The sequence below is a fragment of the Paenibacillus arenilitoris genome (assembly GCF_014705655.1).
GTDB classification, from domain to species: Bacteria; Bacillota; Bacilli; order Paenibacillales; family Paenibacillaceae; genus Pristimantibacillus; species Pristimantibacillus arenilitoris.
The window spans coordinates 63,137-82,391 of sequence record NZ_JACXIY010000029.1 but is presented as its reverse complement, the minus strand read 5'-3'; the positions used below and the strand labels follow the sequence as shown (position 1 = coordinate 82,391).

Genomic DNA, 19,255 nt, shown 5'->3' with positions numbered 1-19,255 from the left:
GTGTCCGTAACCGGCAACCGTTACTCCCGACGGTGAAGGTACGCCGAAGTGCGGATTGTCCCCCTCAAATAGGGGAGGATTGTACGCAAAACGGAAAAATGTACCTATAAGAACGGTAGGGGAATCCACTATTATCGATTTGTGGTAAGCGCTATCATTTTGCTAGCATCGTGCTGCTTAGGGGGGCGTAAAGAGGAACGCAAGGAATAACGAACAAAAAGGAGATGAAAAGGTTGAGCGGTCGGATGAGGAAGACGCGAATCTATTTATTGGCATTTATTGTATTGGCGGCGCAGCTGGGCTTAATCGCGCCGGGAGGCGAAGCCGCGGAGGCGGCCAAGAAAGAAATTGCGGCTAAGCCGTATATGGGCTGGAGCAGCTACAGCATGCAGGTTTGGGAATCTTCTAATGGCGGCAACGGAGGCCAGTGGATTACCGCCGAACAGATTAAAGCGCAATCGGATGCGATGTATGAGAAGCTGCAGCCGTACGGCTATGAATACATCAATGTGGATGCGGCCTGGAACGGGGGAATGGACGGTTACGGCCGGCCGATTCCGAGCACGACGCTTTTTCCCGACGGACTGCAGGAGGTCATCGACCACGTTCACGCGAACGGGCAGAAGTTCGGCCTGTACGGTATTCCGGGCTTGTCGCCGGAGGCCTACGATCAGGATCTGCCCATCTACAACGCACCGGGCTGTTCGATGAAGGATATCGGCGACCCCACGAAAGAGTCGGATTATTGGGGCTTTGGCTACAAAATCGATTTCTCCGATGCGTGCGCGCAAAAATACATCGACTCCATCGCCGATCTCTATGCCGAGTGGGGCGTCGACTTTCTGAAGTTCGACAGCGTCACGCCGGGGTCGGGCATCTCCGACCTTTCGCTGGATGCGAGGGATGACGTCAAAGCCTGGTCGCAGGCGCTTGAGCCGCATGATATTTGGCTGGAGCTGTCCTGGGCGCTCGACATCAAATATATCGACCACTGGAAGCAATATGCGAACGGCTGGCGCGTTGATTGGGATATCGAATGCTACTGCGCGGGAGCTTTAACGAACTGGAACAGCGTCGTCCGGCTCTTTCCGATAGCGGAGAAGTTTTGGCGCCATGCCGGTCCCGGCGGCTGGAACGACTTCGATTCGCTCAACGTCGGCAACGGAGAAATGGACGGCATTACGCCGGACGAACGCAAGACGGCGATGTCGTTCTGGGCTTTGTCGTCGGCGCAGCTATATATCGGCAACGATATGACCCGACTGGATGACTACGGTCTGGAATTGCTCACGAACGAAGAGGTCATCGCCGTCAATCAGACCGGCCGCCCGGGGCATCCGGTGTCGATCGATACCGAGCAGCAGGTGTGGTATGCGAACAACGGAGACGGCACCTACACGGTCGGGTTGTTCAATCTTGGAAGCTCAGCCAAGACGGTTGCCGTCGATTGGAGCGATATCGGCCTGACCGGCCCGGCATCCGTGCGCGATCTGTGGAGCCACGAAGAGCTCGGCGAATTCGCGTCCGGCTTCAGCTCCGCCGATCTGGCTTCGCACGGCTCGCGGCTGCTCAAGGTAACGGCGCTGGACGGCTCGGTTACCGTGAACGACGACGATACCGGCATGAAATATACGGGCGACTGGACGCGCAACGGCGGCAAGGAAATGACGGCCGATAAACAAAATCTAGTCGTTGACGTAAGCGATTCTACGGCGGCTAACAGCACGATCAGCCCGGCCGCGGCAAGCTTTGACAAGAAGGAATCGGAGCAGTCGGATGTGCAAACCTCGATGACGCTGAACGGCAATACGCTGAGCGGCATTACGAACGGCGGATCTGCTCTGACGGCAGGCGTCGATTATACGGTGGAGGACAACCTGGTTACCCTTAACAAGGAATATTTGGCCGGACTGGCGGTCGGAACGACAAGCCTGACGTTCGCCTTCAGCGGCGGTTCCGCACAGAGCCTTGTCCTCACGATAAGCGACACGACGGTAAAAGACAGCAAGGTCACCCCGGCCGCGGTGAGCTTTAATCATGCGGCGCCATCCGACGTGGCGTTGTCGCTGGCAATGAACGGCAATGAATTGACCGGCGTTACGCGTGATGGAGCCGCTATGGCGGAAGGAACGGATTATACGGCATCGGATACGCACATTACTTTGAAGAAGGCCGCTCTTGCCGTTATGCCGACGGGAACCTCCGAGCTCGCCTTTGCCTTCGACGGCGGAGCCGAACAGAAGGTTGCGTTAGTGATCAGAGACACGTCCGTCGGCGGCTCGATTTCCATCAATAACGACAATCCTGGCATTCAGTATACCGGCTTCTGGAATCGCAGCTATAACCGGGGGCTCGGCGATTATATGGATGACGTTCATTTTGCCGAAAAGGACGATCAGGATTATGTAGAATATACATTCACGGGAACCGGAATTGAATTTATTACGGAGATGGACCCTTCGCAGGGCAAAATGGATATTTATGTCGACGGCGAGTTTAAACAAACGGTCAGCACGTATAACCTTGGCCGGTTAGCGCAGCAGCCGGTTTATACGGTCACGGGACTGCCGGATGGCCCTCATACGCTGAAGGCGGTTAAGAAATCCGGCATTTTCATGCTTCTCGATCAATTTAGAGTCATTACGCCCGATTTGATCAGCGCGACGGAAGCCGGGTTCGACCAGGCGGCAGGGCAGCAGGCGGATGTGACGGTAACCGCGTCCGTATACGGCGGCTTGAACAGCATGAAGCTTGGCGCAGCCGAATTGGCGCGGGATACGGATTATACGGTCGCGGATAATCTGATCACGATCAAGAAGGAGTATCTGAGCGCAAGGCCGCTCGGCGCAACGAATTTGCTGTTTACCTTCGACGGGGGCGCGGCGCAGACGCTGACCATCGCAGTCCGCGATTCGTCCGAGGCGAACAGCGCTATTAGCCCGGCCGAGGGCAGCTTCGACAAGAGGGCGGAAGCGCAGGCAGATGTAACCACGACGATGGAGCTTGCCGGCAATACGCTTGTCGGCATCGCTAACGGCGAGGCGGAGCTTCAGCCAGGCACCGATTACACGGCAGCGGATCAGCTGGTTACGATTAAGAAGGAATATTTGGCTAACCAGCCGGCAGGCGTGACGAACCTGACCTTCTCCTTCGACCATGGCGAATCGCAAACCTTATCGATTACGGTGAGCGATTCAACGCCAAAGAACAGCTCGATTACGCCGACTGCCAGAAGCTTCGACAAGAAAGCGGCGGCGCAGGCGGACGTGACGACGGCGATCACGTTTAACGGAAACAGCCTGGAGGGCGTAGCGAATGGCGCGACGGCTTTGCAAGAAGGAGCCGATTACGCACTGTCCGGCAACCAGCTGTTCATCAAGAAGGAATATCTTGCGCAGCAGCCGGCAGGAATGGCGAACCTGACCTTAACCTTCAGCGAGGGAGCCGCGCAGACGCTGGCGGTGACAATAAGCGATACATCGAGAGGCCGCTATGTGAACATCAATGATGACGACACGGGCATTTCGTACAAGGGCGCTTGGCAGCATAATCGGAACCGAGGCCTTGGCGATTATAAGGACGACGTACACTTCACCGAGAAAGATAACGATTATTTCGAGTATACGTTTAACGGAACGGGAATCGAGCTGATCACGGAAAAGGATCCGTCGCAAGGCGATATGGATATTTATATCGACGGCGAATTCAAGCAAACGATCAGCACTTACAACGGAAACAAGCAAGCGCTTCAGGCCGTATACAGCATTAACGGTCTGACCGATGGCACGCACACGATTAAGGCGGTCAAAAAGTCGGGCTATTACATGCTGCTGGATCAATTCAAGGTGAAGGCAGCCGATCGGCTAAGCCCGGATTCGGCAACCGTGGATAAGAAGGCAGCCGCTGACGTAACGACAACGCTTGCCGTTGACGGCAGCAATCTGATCGGCATATCTAACGGCGGAGAAGCCTTGACGGCGGGAACCGATTATACGCTGTCGGGCGATCAGGTAACGATCAAGAAGGAATATCTGGCGTCTCAGCCTAGCGGCGCGCTCAGCCTGACGTTCTCATTCCAGGGCGATCTGCATAATGACGTGCATTATACCGAGGCGGACGGCGATTCTTTCGCGTATACGTTTACCGGTGCCGGTCTGGAATTGATCGGGCCTAAAGGACCTTCGCAGGGTGAGATCGATATTTATCTGGATGACGCCTTCAAGGCTACCGTAGATACCTATCATGCGAGCCGATTGACGAGGCAGACCGTGTATAGCTTATCCGGACTGGACAATGGCGTTCATACCGTTAAGGTCGTTAAAAAGTCGGGCGGCGAAATGCTGGTGGACGGATTCACGTTCCGCGTCGAAGCCGATGGTTCGACGCCGACACCAACACCAACGCCAACACCGACACCAACACCGACGCCGACGCCGGGTAATCCGGGTACGTCGTCAACGCCTGCTCCGACCGCGGAGCAGATAACGGGCAGCGTGGAAGACGAGGCCGGAAACGCCGGCGAGGCCGTAGCCACCGTTATCATTACGAGAACGACGCAAGCGGACGGCAAGAAAAAGGATACCGTTACATGGTCGGCGGAGCAAGCGCGGGAGGCGGCCGAACAGATCGCCGCAGCCGGATCCTCAACGGCGAACATCGTCATTCCGGATGCGAAGGACGAGGTGGCGCAGACGACGGTCACGCTGCCGAAGGAAGCAGGCAAGCTGCTGGCGGATGCGGGGATCGGCCTTGGCATTACGACGGAGAATGCGAAGCTGTTCGTTCCCGACGAGTCGCTGCAGGGCTTCACGGAGGACCTGATCTTCGATCTGGTGCCGATGAAGGCGGAAGGCGACAAGGAACAGGTCGAAGCCCGCGCCAACAAGGAGGCCGTCTTAACGGTAGTGGCGGGCGGCGAGGAGGCGGCCGTCATCGGCCGTCCGATGACGATCGAAACGAATATGCAGGGACGCAGCGTCACGATCGTGCTGCCCTTGATGGACGTGTCGCTTGGCGAAGACGAGTTAAAGGATTTGGGCGTCTACATGGAGCACAGCGACGGGACGAAGCAGCTGGCAAAGGGCGTTATTGTCCCGTATAACAGCAAGGGCGATAAGGGCTTGCAATTTACCGTCGACCGTTTCAGCCTTTTCGCGCTCGTTCAAGTGCCGGGCCTCTCGGATACTTACCCTCATGCGGCCTACATGAAAGGTTACGAGGACGGCACGTTCAAGCCGGACAAAAAAATGACCCGCGCCGAGATCGCGGCGATATTGTCGAGAACGATTACGCTTGACGCGAACGAAGCGAACCTTGCCTACAGCGACGTAAGCCAGGCGCATTGGGCCAAGGAGGCCGTCGAAGCCGTGACCAAAATGGGCTTGATGCAGGGATATGGCGACGGTACCTTCGGACCGGACAAATCCATCACCCGAGCCGAAATGGCGAAGCTGGTGTCTCTCCTTATCGAACAGCCGGCCAATACGGGTACGGGCTTTACGGACATCGACCGGTCTTGGGCGAAAGCTTACATCTTGTCCGCGCAGGGCGCGGGTATGATGAAAGGCTATGAGGACGGTACGTTCAAGCCGAATAACGCGCTGACGCGCGCCGAAGCGGTGAGCATCATCAACCGCGTGCTCGGCAGAGGGCCGCTGGAAGGCGTGGAGCCGTCGCCTTGGAAGGACGTTAAGCCCGCGCACTGGGCGTACCGCGACATCGTCGAAGCGTCGATGGATCATTCCTTTGAGAAGAAAACGGATGGCGGAGAGCAATGGGCCGGATAACTAGGGCAAGCGTGAAGCGGAGGATGAAGCGTTGAATTTACCGGAACGAATAAGCAGGCATGATTTGATTTACGACAAGCCGGCGCCGACCTTCTTCGAAGGGGCGCTGCTGGGCAACGGAGGCATGGGGGCGGTCGTGACGACCCGCCCCGATGCGGTCGTCGTTCATTTTGGCCATAATAATGTGTGGGATATTCGAATCGCCGAGGACCACCTCGGGGAGATCGGCGATTTCGAAAGCCTGTTTGCCAGGCTGAAGGAAATTCCGGCCGAATACGATTCGCTCAGCGAGGATGCCTGGTACCGCGAATACGTGGCGATGACAAGCGAGAACTACGGCCATCCTTACCCGCGTCCGATGCCATGCGGCTCCCTGCTGCTCGGCTTCGACCGGCGCAGGGCGGAGGTGCTCGGCCATACGCTTCGCATCGGGAACGGCCTATGCGAAATCCGGTTTCTGGTGGAAGGCCATCCCGTGACGCTGCAGATTTTCGCCGATCAGGAAGCCGACCGTCTATGGATCGCCTTCGGGGAGTCGGACCGGCCGGACCTGGCCGCTTCGTTATTTAACCGGATTAAGCTTATGCCGGACCCGAAGACGCCGGAAGAGCTGCCGAGGCCGCGGGGCACCGTCGACGTTCCCGCGGGACGACTGGCGTTCCGCGTGAGGCTGCCCTTCTCCCGCAGGGAGGAGGACTGGGACGCGGGGGATCCGAGGGATCGGGCCTTCCGGCTGTCCGTGACGGTAGATTCATCTACCGAGCTAGCGGGCATCGGTACGGAGATCGAGGCGCGGCTTGCCGCGAAGGACGGCTTCGTCGTCCGCGTCGCGCTGGAGGAGGGGCCGGATGCCGCGGTATCCGAAGAACCGCCGCCGTCCGTCGCCCCGTCCAAGGAGGCTTGTGCCGAAGCATTCGCCGCGGCCCGCTCGAGCTGGAGCGAATACTGGTCGCGGTCGTCCGTCGCGCTGGAGGATGAATTTTTGGAGCGGGTATGGTACCGCAATCTGTATTTCTTTCATTGCTCCGTTAAGCCGGACGCCACCTGCCCGGGCCTATTCGCGAATTGGAGCTACGGCAACATCGGCTCGGAATGGCATGGCGACTACCACATGAATTACAACACGCAGCAGCCGTTCTGGGTTGCTTTCTCAAGCAACCATGCGGATAAGCACTTGGCCTATGTGAGCATGGTCGAGCATGTGCTCCCGATCAGCCGCAAATGGGCCAAAGATTACTATGGCTTGCGGGGAGCTTATTTTCCGCACTCGGCGTATCCGGTCGAAATGAACGTCATGCCGTATCCCGTTCCGCATTGGGGCTGGGAGGTTTGCGAGACGCCATGGACGGTGCAGAGCCTATGGTGGCATTATTTGTACACGATGGACCTGGCTTTTCTGGAGGAGCGCGCCTTCGTGCCGATGAAGGAAGCCGCCTTGTTCATGGTCGACTACCTGAAGCGTCCGGATGCGCGGGGTGAAGCATGGGGAGACGACCGCTATCATATTTTCCCGACCGTCGTGCCGGAGCTGTACGAGCTGACGCCGGGCTTCAAGAAGAACCGCGACTGCATCGTCGATCTGACGCTGACGAAGTTTTTGTTCCTTGCCTTCGAGAAGGCATGCGCGGAGCTTGGCCGGGACGAAGAGGAGGCGGAGCTTCTAGCCGAGGTGCGCGAGGTGCTGCGGAAGCTCCCGGATTATCCGACTGCGGAGTCGCGTCGCGGTACCGTATTCGTATCCGTTCCGGGCGAGGACCCCGAGGTCGTGTATAACGTGCCGAACGGCATCGCGACCGTGTTCCCGGGCGAGGACCACGGCTTACATTCTTCGCCGGAGGAATACGAGATCGCGGTCAATTCGTACCTGAACCACCGCAACGAGGGCGGCAACGAGCTCGTCTTCTATCATATGGCCGGAGCGCGGCTCGGGGTGCTGGACCTGGAACGCTTTAAGCGCCAGATCGCCTACTGCCTGCTGCCGAACGGCACGTGCACGGACAAATTGCTGGAAGCCGGCGGACGATATTCGGATACGACCCCGTTCGATTATATGTCGCCGATGGGCGTCTGGTTCGAAAACTTCGCGCTGCCCGCCGTCATCAACGAGTGCCTCATGCAAAGCTACAACGGCATCATCCGGCTGTTCCCGAACTGGCCGCCGGACCTTCGGGCGTCCTTCGCGACGCTGCGGGCGGTCGGCGGATTCCTCGTCAGCGCGGCCGCCGAGAACGGGCAAGCGCGGGACGTCGAAATCGTCAGCGAAGCCGGTACGCGGCTGCGGATCTACAATCCGTGGGAAGGCGGCGCGATTTGCCGCCGGGGCGAACGCGAAGAGAGGCTGGAGGGCGCGATCTTCGAGCTGGACACGGCGAAGGGCGAGACGATTCGCTTGACGAAGGTTTAATTTTAACGAGGTTAATCGTTTGATGGAGGAGAAGGGGCCGTCTTTAAAAGTCATCGCGAGATGGCGGAAGGAAGGCCCCTTCTTCCATTTGGCAAAAGACTGCGCATCAGCACGGCTAGCCAAGTGCAAAGCCTGCGTTTGTGCAGCCTTTGCGCCCTCGATGGGGCAGCCTATCGAAGTCCCTGCGTATGTGCAGGAATTTCGGGACACGACACACCTATCGAGCTTACCGAACGAAAAAAGATGCACATTCGCAGGCATTTGATTCGATGCACGCATAGGGCAATCAAAAAGCCTGTACGTTTGCAGGCTTCGGCATGAGAAGCGCCGCCTGAGTGCGGCGGATCGGCGGCTACGACAAGTTTTTGCAGGCGCACAGACGTCCGGCTTACACCGCTCAATAGATCATACCGAACCCCCCGCTTCGCGAAGAGGCGGGGGTTTTTCGGCGGTTTCACGGTCATCGGCAACGCCGTTCCGTTATCGCCGCGCGGCATGACCGCCGGCCGATTTGACGCGCTGGCGACGCGAGTCCCTCCCTCCCGTTTTTAGGAAAATGCGTCTCTATCCCTCCCCAAACTGTGTGGAATATGACCAGAAATAAAAGGATCGACCGCTACTCGGCCCAAGCCGGCTCCCCTACAATGGAGGCAAGACAGAGAAAAGAAGGTGGAGACAAGTGAGCATACGAAACGGAGGAGAGGCCGCCGGCTTCGGGGCGGGCGGACGGCGCTGGCGATTGATCCGAGGCAACCTGGATATGTATTTGCTGCTGATTCCGGGCGTTATTTTTTTGCTATTGTTCAAATACACCCCGATGTACGGCATCGTGATCGCGTTTCAGGAGTTCAACATTTTCGGAGGCATCTCCGGCAGCGAGTGGGTGGGGACGGCGCAGTTCGAGAAGCTGCTCCATTCGGACGAGTTCCTCCAGGTGCTGATCAACACGCTGCTGATCAGCGCGTACAAAATTACGATTTTGTTCCCGATCCCGATCGTCATCGCGCTCATGCTGAACGAGGTGCGGCGCATGTTCTTCAAGCGGACGATCCAGACGATCATCTATTTGCCGCATTTCCTGTCCTGGGTCATCATCTCGGGCCTGTTCGTCAACATCCTGTCGCCGACGGGCGGCATCGTGAACGAAGTGATTCGCGCGCTGGGCGGCCAGCCGATTTCGTTCTTCACCGACAACAACCTGTTCCGCAGCCTGGTCGTCTTCACCGCCGGCTGGAAGGAGATCGGCTGGAACGCGATCGTGTTCATCGCGGCCATCGCGGGCATCGAGCAGGAGCAATACGAAGCCGCCGCGATCGACGGAGCCGGCCGGCTGCGGCAGATGTGGTCGATCTCGCTGCCGGGCATGCTGCCCACGATCATCCTTATGTTCATTCTGCGGATCGGCAGCCTGCTGGAGGCCGGAACGGAGCAGATTCTGACGATGTACAACCCGCTCGTCTACGAAAGCGGGGACGTCATCGGCACGTACGTGTACCGGATGGGCCTGGGCCAGCAGGATTACAGCTTCAGCACGGCGGTCGGCCTGTTCAACTCCGCGGTCGGATTTCTGCTGATCGTTGCCGGGAACATGCTCAGCCGCAAGTTTTTGAATCGCAGCATTTGGTAAGGAGGAACTCGATATGCATAGCAAAACCGTCAAGGATTACGCGCTGGACGGCACGATCTATTTGCTGCTCACCGTCATGGGTCTGATAACGCTGCTGCCGTTCGCGAACGTCCTGTCGAAGTCGATCAGCGAGGAGTGGGCGATCGTGTCAGGCAAGGTCGGCATCTTCCCGGTCGGGTTCCAGCTCGACACGCTGGCGTTCGTCGTCACGAACAGCCAGTTTCTCCGCTCGCTCTGGATTTCGGTGCTCGTCACCGCCGTCGGAACGCTGGCGTCGCTGCTCGTCACGGCGCTCACCGCGTACCCGCTCTCGAAGCGCGAGCTTCCCGGCATGGGCTTCCTGATCGTCCTGTTCATCTTCACGATGATGTTCAGCGGCGGCATTATCCCGAACTACCTGCTCATCCGCGAGCTGGGGCTCATCAACCATCTGGGCTCGCTGATTTTGCCCGCCCTAGTCAGCGTGTTCAACCTGCTTGTCATCAAAAGCTATTTCGAAAGCCTTCCCGCGAGCCTGGAGGAATCGGCCAAAATCGAAGGCGCGCGCAACCTGACGATCCTCTTCCGGATCATCCTGCCCCTCAGCGGCCCCGTGCTCGCGACGATCGGGCTGTTCTACGCGGTCTATTACTGGAACGATTATTTCAACCCGATGCTCTACATCAACAGCACGTCGCTGAAGCCGCTTCAGCTGTACCTGCAGGACATCGTCATGAATGCGGATACGTCCTCGGCCATCGACAAGAGCGCCGACGATCTGATGAACGTGCCCGCGGAAGGGGTCCGGTCGGCGACGGTCATCGCTTCCACGATTCCGATCCTGCTCGTCTATCCGTTCTTGCAAAAATATTTCATCAAAGGCGTGCTCATCGGTTCGGTCAAAGGGTAACGGCATGAACGATTTACGGGTAACGAACGGCATTAACTTTTCCGGGGAAGGCGCCGCGGCCAAGGGCTCCCCGTACCGGTCGCGGAGACGCGGCGGGCGGTTTCTTCGGAAAATTAATGATATAGATTACAATACATGCAGGAGGGTCTTACGATGAACAAACCATTCAAGCTGATCTCGGTCTTCGCGATCGCCGCGCTGATGGCGACGACGGCGGCCGCATGCTCGGGCAATGACGGCAAAGGCGGCAATACGGGCTCCGCGGGCGAGACGAACGCGGGCGGGGAAGAGGCGGCGAAGCCGGAGCTGAAGCGGCTGAACGTCTGGGCGAGCGAGGATTACAATACGTACCCGGTGGCGGGGCTGCTGGAGGAAGCGACGGGCTACAAGGTGAAATACGATATGCTGCCCCAGGACAAATGGGCGGAGAAGCTGAACCTGATCATGTCCTCGGGTGAGCCGTACGATATGGTCACGTCGTACAGCGACATGGCGCTCTACTCCGATTACGCGCAGAAGGGCGCGCTCGTCGACCTGACGCCGCTCATCGACGAATTCGGCCCGAATATCAAAGCGGCGATCAAGCAGGAGTCGATCGACGCCCTGAAGGTGAACGGCAAATTGTACGCGATTCCGACGACGGTCACTTACGAGATCAACAGCTCCATCCTGATTCGCACCGATTGGCTCGACAAGGTCGGCCTGCCGATGCCGACGACGACCGATGAGCTGACGGCCGTCCTGAAGGCGTTCAAGGAGAAGGATCCGGGCGGCAACGGCGAGCGCAACGTGCCGCTGACGATCAAGGGCGATCAGTCGATGATCGACAATCTTGTAGGCGCTTTCGGCATGCCGAACAATTGGAACGACGTCGACGGCAAGCTCGTGCCGCGCGTCATGGATCCGTCCTACAAGGATTACGTGGCGTACGCGGCCGACCTGTATAAGCAAGGGCTGATCGACCGCGAATTCGTCGCCAACAAGGACGCGACCGCCAAAGAGAAGTTCGCGAGCGGCGCGGCGGGCGCGATCGTCGTGCACTGGGCGGACATTCCGGGCATCTCCGAAGCGCTGACAAAGAACTTGCCGGACGCGACATTCGCTTACGTGCCCGCGCTCAAAGGGCCGGGCGGCGAATTCGGCTTCGCCGCGAACGCCGGCTTCGACCGTCTGACGTACATTCCGAAGTCGGCGGAGCATCCGGAGGACGCGATCAAGTGGATCAACGCCAGCCTGGAGCCGGATACGTTCAGGAACATGGCGATCGGCACGGAAGGCACGCACTTCAAAATGGAAAACGGCGGCTACGTGCCGATTCTGCCGATCTTCAACGACGAGCGCAACCTGGCGAACAACTTCATGGCCGGCACGGACGAGGAGCTGTATCCGCAATATTGGCAGGCGCGCGTCCGCAAAAGCCCGGTCATGTTCGAGGCGTTCGATTTCCTGAACAACGAGCAGCCGGATGAAGCGAAGAAGGCGAACGCGCTCGGGCTCGCGCCGTACATGCAGCAATACGCGAAGAACAACCAGCAGCTCGAGACGATGGTCGGCGACTATACGGTCAAGCTGATCGCGGGCGCGGAATCGATCGACGGCCTGGCGGATTTCCAAGCGAAATATATGGCCGCCGGCGCCGAAGCCAGCTCGGGTGAAATTAACGATTGGTACGCAACGATTCAAAAATAACGGGCTAAGCGGCGGCGGGCGGAAGCAACCGACCGACCGCCGCTTCCGTCCATAAGGGAGAGAATGTCATGCCAAGCACAACCTATTCGTTCGAACGCGAGGTCAAAACGCATAAGCAAGCGGACATCGTCGTCGTCGGAGGCGGTCCCGCCGGCACGGCGGCGGCCATTGGCGCCGCGCGCCGCGGCAAGAAGGTCGTTCTGCTGGAGAAGTCGGCCCAGCTCGGCGGCATGGGGACGCTCGCGAACGTCAGCGTGTTCATGCCGGTCGGCAACGTGACGGGCATTTACCGCGAGATCATCAAGGAGATGCTGGCCGAATATTTGCCCGCCGGGCACGACGAGTCGATCGCGCCCCAGTATTCGCCGTTCCTGCTCAGGCAATACTTGAACGACAAGATGAAGAAGGAAGGCGTCGACGTCTTCTTCCATTGCGAGTTCGTCGGAACGGTGCGCGAGGGCAGCCGCATCCGGGCGGTTATCGTCTCGACGCGGGAAGGGCTGCGGGCATTCGAGGCGGAGCGCGTCATCGACTGCACGGGCGATGCCCGGGTGGCGATCGACGCCGGCGTGCCGTACCGGACGGGCCGCGAGGAGGACGGCTTGACGCAGCCGATGACGCTCATGTTCACGATGCAGGACACGGGCAAGCCGGTGAAGCCGATCCTGCCGGAAGGCTGCTATTATTACGAGAACGTATCCGATCTCCCGCAAGGGCGAAGGCTCTATTGGGAGCGGAACGGCGACGGCGCGCTCCTCGTCAACATGTCGCGTGTGAAGGCGAACGGCGCCGATATGGAGCAGGTGAACTACGCGGAGACCGAGGCGCTGAAGCAGGTGTTCTCGATCGCCAACTACTTGCAGAGAACCGGCTTCGGGACGTACGCGATCGCGCATATCGCGCCGCAGACGGGCGTCCGCGAGACGAATCAGATCGAAGGGCGCTATACGCTGTCGGAGGCCGACGTCGTCGGAGGCGCCCGCTTCCCCGACGCGGTGGCGCAGACGAATTACGAAATCGACATCCATAGCCCCGACGCGCAAAAAACGACCGACGAACGCAAGGTGGACGGCTACGACATTCCGTACGGCTGCATGGTGCCGGCCGCTTCGATCGACAACCTGCTCGTCGCGGGAAGGGCGATCTCCGCGACGCATGTCGCGATGTCGTCGATGCGCGTGCAGGCGACCTGCTACGCGCTCGGCCAAGCGGCGGGCATCGCGGCGGCGGTGTCCATCGAGGACGGGGTGCCGGTAGGCGGCGTCGCGATTGGGAAAGTCCATGAGGAGCTGAAGAAGCAGGACGTTCGATTGCTGGGCAAGTAGGCGGCAAAGGGCCTTATACGAAATTCATCATCCAGCAAGCATGGCTGGCGGGGCAAGCGGGCAGAGGGAGGACGAGGCGATGTACAAATTGTTGATCGTGGACGACGAGCCGACGGTCAGGACGGGCTTGCGGTCGTATTTCGACTGGGCTTCCTACGGCATCGAAGTGGCGGGCGAAGCCGACGACGGCGACGCGGCGCTTGCGATGGTCGAGCGGGAGCAGCCGGATCTGATCCTGACGGACGTGAGGATGCCGAGCTTGGACGGCATCGCGATGTCGCAGCGAATCGCGGAGCGGTATCCGGCGATCAAAATCATCTTCGTCAGCGGGCACGACGACGCCGATTATTTGAAGTCGGCGATGAAGGTGAGCGCGGTCGACTATATTTTCAAGCCGGTCAACCTGCAGGAGCTCGCCGCGGTCATCGGCCGCGTGGCCGCCGACATGGACGCGGAGCGTCTGGAGCGCCGGCAGCGGCAGGAGCTGCTCGTCAAGCTGAAGGAAGGCATGCCGCTGCTCCGAGAGAAATTTCTGCTCTCGCTCATAGGGGACGGCGCGCCGAAGACGGATGTCGGCGAACGTATCGCGTTCCTCGGGCTGGACCTGCCCGCGGACGCCCCGTATTGGGTCATCGTCGTCTCCGTCGACGACATGGCCGAAGTGACGGGGAGCCGCTCCGAGCGGGACCGCCAGCTGCTCTGGTATGCGGTGCTGAACATTTGTCAGGAGCTGATCGACACGTATTTGCGGGGGTACGCGCTCGAGCATCGCGCCGGCGAGTTCGTCGGCGTGCTGCGGGCGGACGCGGGAGGCGACGCCGCCCCGGACACGGCGGAAGCGCTCTTCGCGCTGGTCGGGGACATCCGCGCGAGCCTGGAGCGGTACTTGAAGCTCGGCGTCACGATCGGCATCAGCGACCGGGTGAACCGGCTGTCCGATCTCGCGCAGGCTTACAAGCGGGCGCGCGAAGCCGCCGACTACAAGTGGTACCTCGGCAAAAACCGGATCATTACGATGGACAGCCTGGAGGGCGCGGAGCCGGAGGATGGAAGCGCAAGGAAGTACGACCGCGAGCTGACCGGCAAGCTGCTGTCGGCGCTGAAGGCCGACGATGCGGCTCAGCTTGAAGAAGCGGTGGACCGGTTCTTCGCGGATCTTGCGAGCAGCCGCCCCGGCGGTCTGAAGTATGCGCGCAACCTGTGCCTTCAGCTCGTCCTGGCGGTCGGGCAGCTCGTCATGGAGCTCGGGGCGCAATCCCCGGACCTGGAGGCGATGGAGGCGGAGCTGCGGGAAGCGCTGTTCGAGAAGGAGACGCTTGGAGAGACGAAGCGGCTGACGGAGTCGTACCTGTCATCGGTTCGGGACCGCATCCGCGAGAAGCGGACGGGCAAGGTGGCGAACGTCGTCGAGCGGGTGCGCGGCTTCATCGAACGGCATTACGCCGACGGCAATCTGACCGTGGCGGACATCGGGAAGGCCGTCTATTTGTCGCCGACATACGTCAGCTTGCTGTTCAAGCAAGAGACGGGGCAGACGGTGGGCGAATATTTGACGCAGGTGCGCGTGGATAAGGCGAAGGAGCTGCTGCGGGATCCGCAGTACAAATTTTACGACATCTGCTACGCGATCGGGTACACCGATCCGAGCTATTTCACGAAGCTGTTCAAAAAAGCGACGGGCGTCACGCCAAGCGCGTACAGGGATACGCATGCGTAATGCCGCCTTCGCCGCCCGCCTGCTGGCGCCGCTTCGACGGCTGTCGATCCCCCGTCCCTGGCTGCTTGCGTACCTGCTCCTGATCGTCCTGCCCGCGAGCCTATTCCTGTACGGGTATTACGAGCGTTCCGCCGCCATCCTGAGAAGCGAAGTCGTCCGGACGATGCACCAGGCGCTGAAGCAGGCGGGCAGCAACCTGTCGTACCGGCTCGAGCGCATCGAGGATATCAGCAACGCGGCCTTCATGAACGCGAACCTGCACGATTACTTGTCCGTCGGGCAGGACGACCAATCGATCGGCATCCAGATCAAAGTGATCGAGGATCTCCGCGACCTGGTGGAGACGGTGCAGTCCAACTCCGACGTGTTCCACGTGCGGCTTTTCGTGGACAAATCGAAGCTGTACGCGGGCGAACGCGTCAATTTTTTTCCGCTGGACAGCTTGATGGACCGGCCGTGGTTCGACGAGATTATCGAAGGCAATGGCGGCATCGTATGGACGGGCGTCTACACGGAATCGTACCTCGGAAGCGGGGAGGAGACGATCCTCTCCGCCGCCCGCATGCTCCGGGATCCGGACAACTACGACAAGGTGTCCGGCGTGCTGATGATCGACGTGAAGCGGAGCCTGGTGTCGGGCCTCTTGTCCGAGCTTCAATTCGCGCCCGGCACGCAGGTGTATCTTGCGGCGCCGGACGGGAGCATCGTCTACCACCCCGATCCGGCCCTGATCGGGACGGCCGTCGACCCGGCCGTGCGGGAGGCGCTCGGCGAAGGGACGGAAGGCACGAAGGAGCTGGAGCTGAACGGCGAGACGAACGACGTGCTGTACACGACATTAGGCGCTGCGGGCTGGAAGCTTGTGGCGCAAGGCACGGAGACCCAGCTGTCGCCGGCGACGGTCAAGCTGACCAGGCGCTCGGAGTGGCGGTCGCTGCTCGAATACGCCGCTTTGTTCCTGATTTTGCCGTTCGTCCTGCTCGCGATCATCGTTCGGGGGATGAACCGGCGGGTCAACCGCGTCATTACCGCCATCCGCAAGGAGGGCAAGGAGGGCAAGGACGGTAAGGATGGGAAGGATGGGAAGGACGGGAAGGACGGCATGGACGGCTTGAACGAGCTTCCCGCCATGAACGGCGATTTCCATATGCTCGAGCGGAGCGTCGATCATCTGATCGACCGGGTGCGCACGCTCGTCGAGGAGAACTACACCGCGGAAATCCGGGAGCGCGAAGCCCAGCTTCAGGCGCTGCAGGCACAGATCAACCCGCATTTCCTGTACAACACGCTCGATACGATCAATTGGATCGCGATCGGCAAGGGCGCGACCGACATCAGCCAAATGATCGACGGCTTGGCGAAATATTTCCGCCTCAGCTTGAACAAGGGGAGGGGCATCGTCAGCGTCGAGGACGAGCTCAGGCTGGCGGAGGTGTACCTCGAGATCCAGCAGAGCCGCTTCCCGGGCTCGTTCGATTTCAAGCTGGAGGCGCCGCCAGGGCTTGCCGCCTACCGGATGCCGAAGCTGATCCTGCAGCCGATCGTCGAGAACGCGCTGCTGCACGGCATCCGCAAGGCGAAGGGACGGCAAGGCCTCATCCGGATCTCCGTGCGGGAGGAGGGCGGCGATCTGCTGTTCGCGATCGCCGACAACGGCATCGGCATGGACGAAGCGCTCGCCGGCAGCCTGCTGACGGAAGCGCGGCCCGGGCCGGGCGACGGGTCCGGGGGCGGAAGCTCCTACGGCTTGTTCAACGTCAACGAGCGCATCAAGCTGTACGCCGGCGACGGTTACGGACTCGCCGTCTCCTCCGAGCTCGGGGCCGGCACCGTCGTGACCGTCCGGATCAAGGCGGAGCGCGAAGCTTCCCCCAAACGGGCGTAGCGAGGCGGATACGCGAACATAAGAGAGAGCAGTAAAAATTCTATCGTAGAAAAGTCCAAGATCTTCCGTATATAATGCAATAAGCTGATAAAAACGGTTATAGTGACGTTCCTTGTGTTTTGTTATGATTTATTGGAAATGACTGAAATGACCTTACTCCAAAAAAATAGGACATGGAGGGGTACCAATGAATCTCGAAAATCGTTTAATCTTACCCAACAAGGAACAGGTGGAATGGGCGGATTGCGAAATAGGTGTTTTGATTCATTATGATATCCAGGTTTTTAATCCCGAGTATCAATTTCGAGAGATATGGGGCTGGCAGCCTGACGCTTCGACCTTCAATCCCTGCATGCTTGACACCGACCAATGGATTCAAGCCGCAAAGGCGGCAGGCGCAAAGTATGCTGTCCTTGTTGCCAAGCATAGCAGCGGATTCAGTTTATGGCCTACGGAAGCGCATGAATACAGTATCAGGCATTCGCCTTGGATGAGCGGTAAGGGCGATATTGTTAGATCATTCATGGAATCTTGCAGGAAGTTCGATGTTAAACCGGGGCTGTATTATAGCTGTGCCAATAATGCCTATTTTAATGTGGATGATCCGGGTAAGGTGCGATCGGGAAACGAGGCGGAACAGAAAGAGTATAATGAAATCATAATCCGGCAGCTGACGGAGTTATGGGGCAATTACGGTGAATGGTTTGAAATTTGGTTCGATGGAGGAATTTTGCCTGCCGAGACGGGGGGCCCCGATATCGATCCTTTGTTGAAAAGGCTGCAGCCCAATGCAAATGTTTTTCAAGGACGGCCCGGGACGCGATCCCTGTTGAGATGGGTAGGGAACGAAGACGGCCGGGCGCCTTATCCTTGTTGGAGTACAACGCATCTCGGGAAGAACGGTTCTGACGGACACGCTGACAGGCTGAAAACAAGAATAGGCGACCCATATGGTCCCGTCTGGGCTCCGGCTGAATCCGATATGCCAAACCGTGACAGGCATTTAGCATATCAAGGCGGATGGTTCTGGCGAGAGGGCGAGGACGACCTGGTTTATTCAGCCGAATACCTTGCAGAGCGGTATTTTGAAACGGTAGGCCATAATACGAACTTGCTTCTAGGGATGGTTATCGATAATCGGGGACTTGTACCAAATGCGGATGCAGAGCAATTGACCAGGTTCGGAGAGATGATCAACAACATTTTCAACGAGAGTAACCTCCTGGGAGAATCGTCGGGAAGAGGAAATGAATTAACCGTCGATCTCGGAAGCGGTGATCGTATTTCCTCTATTGTCATAATGGAAGATATTAGTCACGGAGAACGGATCATGGAATATGATATAACTGGCTGGGACGGGTCTGTATGGAACGTTCTATGCAGCGGCATTTCCGTAGGACATAAACGGATACACAGCATCAAGTCCCGGATTCCGGAGAATATCTCTGCAATCAAGCTTGTATGCAGCGAATCCAAGGCAGAGCCCGTTATAAGGAGACTGGCGGTTTATAAATAAAGCATCTGCGCATTGCTCATGAAAAGGAATTATGTTAAAACTAGTTTAGGCTAATTCCATCTACTTCGAACTTATTGAGAATATAATCAGCTTGGTCTGTAGCGGCTTGACATGGAGCCTCTGTGGGGCATGATGATTGGCGATGCGGCGATGCCCCGAAAACCGGGCCTCGTCAGGCCGTCAGCCTGTCATGCCGCACCTCTCCATGAAAAGCCGCTTTGGGCATTCATAAGGCATCACGCGCATCTTTGGTTATTTTCCATGGCTGTCACTTCTTCGCTCTCCGTTGTTTTTGCTGCTGTATTCAACTCCATGCACAATTGAAAGCGTTTTTTTAAAAAGTTCACGTAAGATTTCGATATCCAGCTCTATTTCGCCCAAGACCTTCGGTTACGACTCCAATTCAATAAGGGGGCC

Annotated in this window: 9 protein-coding genes; all 9 read left to right on the top strand. The window is 58.7% G+C overall.

Annotated elements, in window-relative coordinates; all coding sequences use genetic code 11:
* Window positions 1–233 precede the first annotated feature (233 nt).
* The 9 genes from IDH41_RS22580 to IDH41_RS22540 all read left to right on the top strand — a co-directional run bounded on the left by IDH41_RS22580 (window position 234) and on the right by IDH41_RS22540 (window position 18,838).
* Window positions 234–5,786: a X2-like carbohydrate binding domain-containing protein gene (locus IDH41_RS22580; RefSeq protein ID WP_190865122.1), complete on the top strand. Its 5,553-nt coding sequence runs from the start codon at window positions 234–236 to the stop codon at window positions 5,784–5,786.
* Window positions 5,787–5,817: 31 nt separating this feature from the next.
* Window positions 5,818–8,190: a glycosyl hydrolase family 95 catalytic domain-containing protein gene (locus IDH41_RS22575; protein ID WP_190865120.1), complete on the top strand. Its 2,373-nt coding sequence runs from the start codon at window positions 5,818–5,820 to the stop codon at window positions 8,188–8,190.
* Window positions 8,191–8,869: 679 nt separating this feature from the next.
* A complete protein-coding gene (locus IDH41_RS22570; protein ID WP_397328426.1) occupies window positions 8,870–9,817 on the top strand; it encodes an ABC transporter permease in 948 nt (315 codons plus the stop codon).
* A gap of 13 nt (window positions 9,818–9,830) precedes the next feature.
* Window positions 9,831–10,706: a carbohydrate ABC transporter permease gene (locus IDH41_RS22565; protein WP_190865118.1), complete on the top strand. Its 876-nt coding sequence runs from the start codon at window positions 9,831–9,833 to the stop codon at window positions 10,704–10,706.
* Between the two features lie 153 nt (window positions 10,707–10,859).
* Window positions 10,860–12,395, top strand: a complete 1,536-nt coding sequence (locus IDH41_RS22560; RefSeq protein WP_190865115.1) for an extracellular solute-binding protein — start codon at window positions 10,860–10,862, stop codon at window positions 12,393–12,395.
* A 68-nt stretch (window positions 12,396–12,463) separates the two neighbouring features.
* Entirely contained in the window at window positions 12,464–13,720 is a 1,257-nt protein-coding gene (locus IDH41_RS22555) for an FAD-dependent oxidoreductase (protein WP_190865113.1), read from the top strand.
* Between the two features lie 79 nt (window positions 13,721–13,799).
* Complete coding sequence (locus IDH41_RS22550) at window positions 13,800–15,437, top strand: response regulator transcription factor (RefSeq protein ID WP_190865111.1); 1,638 nt, start codon at window positions 13,800–13,802, stop codon at window positions 15,435–15,437.
* Window positions 15,430–17,322, top strand: coding sequence for a cache domain-containing sensor histidine kinase (locus IDH41_RS22545; protein WP_190865109.1), 1,893 nt, complete (start codon window positions 15,430–15,432; stop codon window positions 17,320–17,322). The genes IDH41_RS22550 and IDH41_RS22545 overlap by 8 nt, the downstream gene beginning before the upstream one ends.
* A 187-nt stretch (window positions 17,323–17,509) precedes the next feature.
* Window positions 17,510–18,838, top strand: coding sequence for an alpha-L-fucosidase (locus IDH41_RS22540; RefSeq protein WP_190865108.1), 1,329 nt, complete (start codon window positions 17,510–17,512; stop codon window positions 18,836–18,838).
* Window positions 18,839–19,255 lie beyond the last annotated feature (417 nt).

Excerpts from the sequence above, each read along its gene's own strand:
- IDH41_RS22540 (WP_190865108.1), top strand. The coding sequence starts at position 17,510 with ATGAATCTCGAAAATCGTTTAATCTTACCCAACAAGGAACAGGTGGAA.
- IDH41_RS22555 (WP_190865113.1), top strand. The coding sequence starts at position 12,464 with ATGCCAAGCACAACCTATTCGTTCGAACGCGAGGTCAAAACGCATAAG.
- IDH41_RS22565 (WP_190865118.1), top strand. The coding sequence starts at position 9,831 with ATGCATAGCAAAACCGTCAAGGATTACGCGCTGGACGGCACGATCTAT.
- IDH41_RS22560 (WP_190865115.1), top strand. The coding sequence starts at position 10,860 with ATGAACAAACCATTCAAGCTGATCTCGGTCTTCGCGATCGCCGCGCTG.
- IDH41_RS22545 (WP_190865109.1), top strand. The coding sequence starts at position 15,430 with ATGCGTAATGCCGCCTTCGCCGCCCGCCTGCTGGCGCCGCTTCGACGG.
- IDH41_RS22550 (WP_190865111.1), top strand. The coding sequence starts at position 13,800 with ATGTACAAATTGTTGATCGTGGACGACGAGCCGACGGTCAGGACGGGC.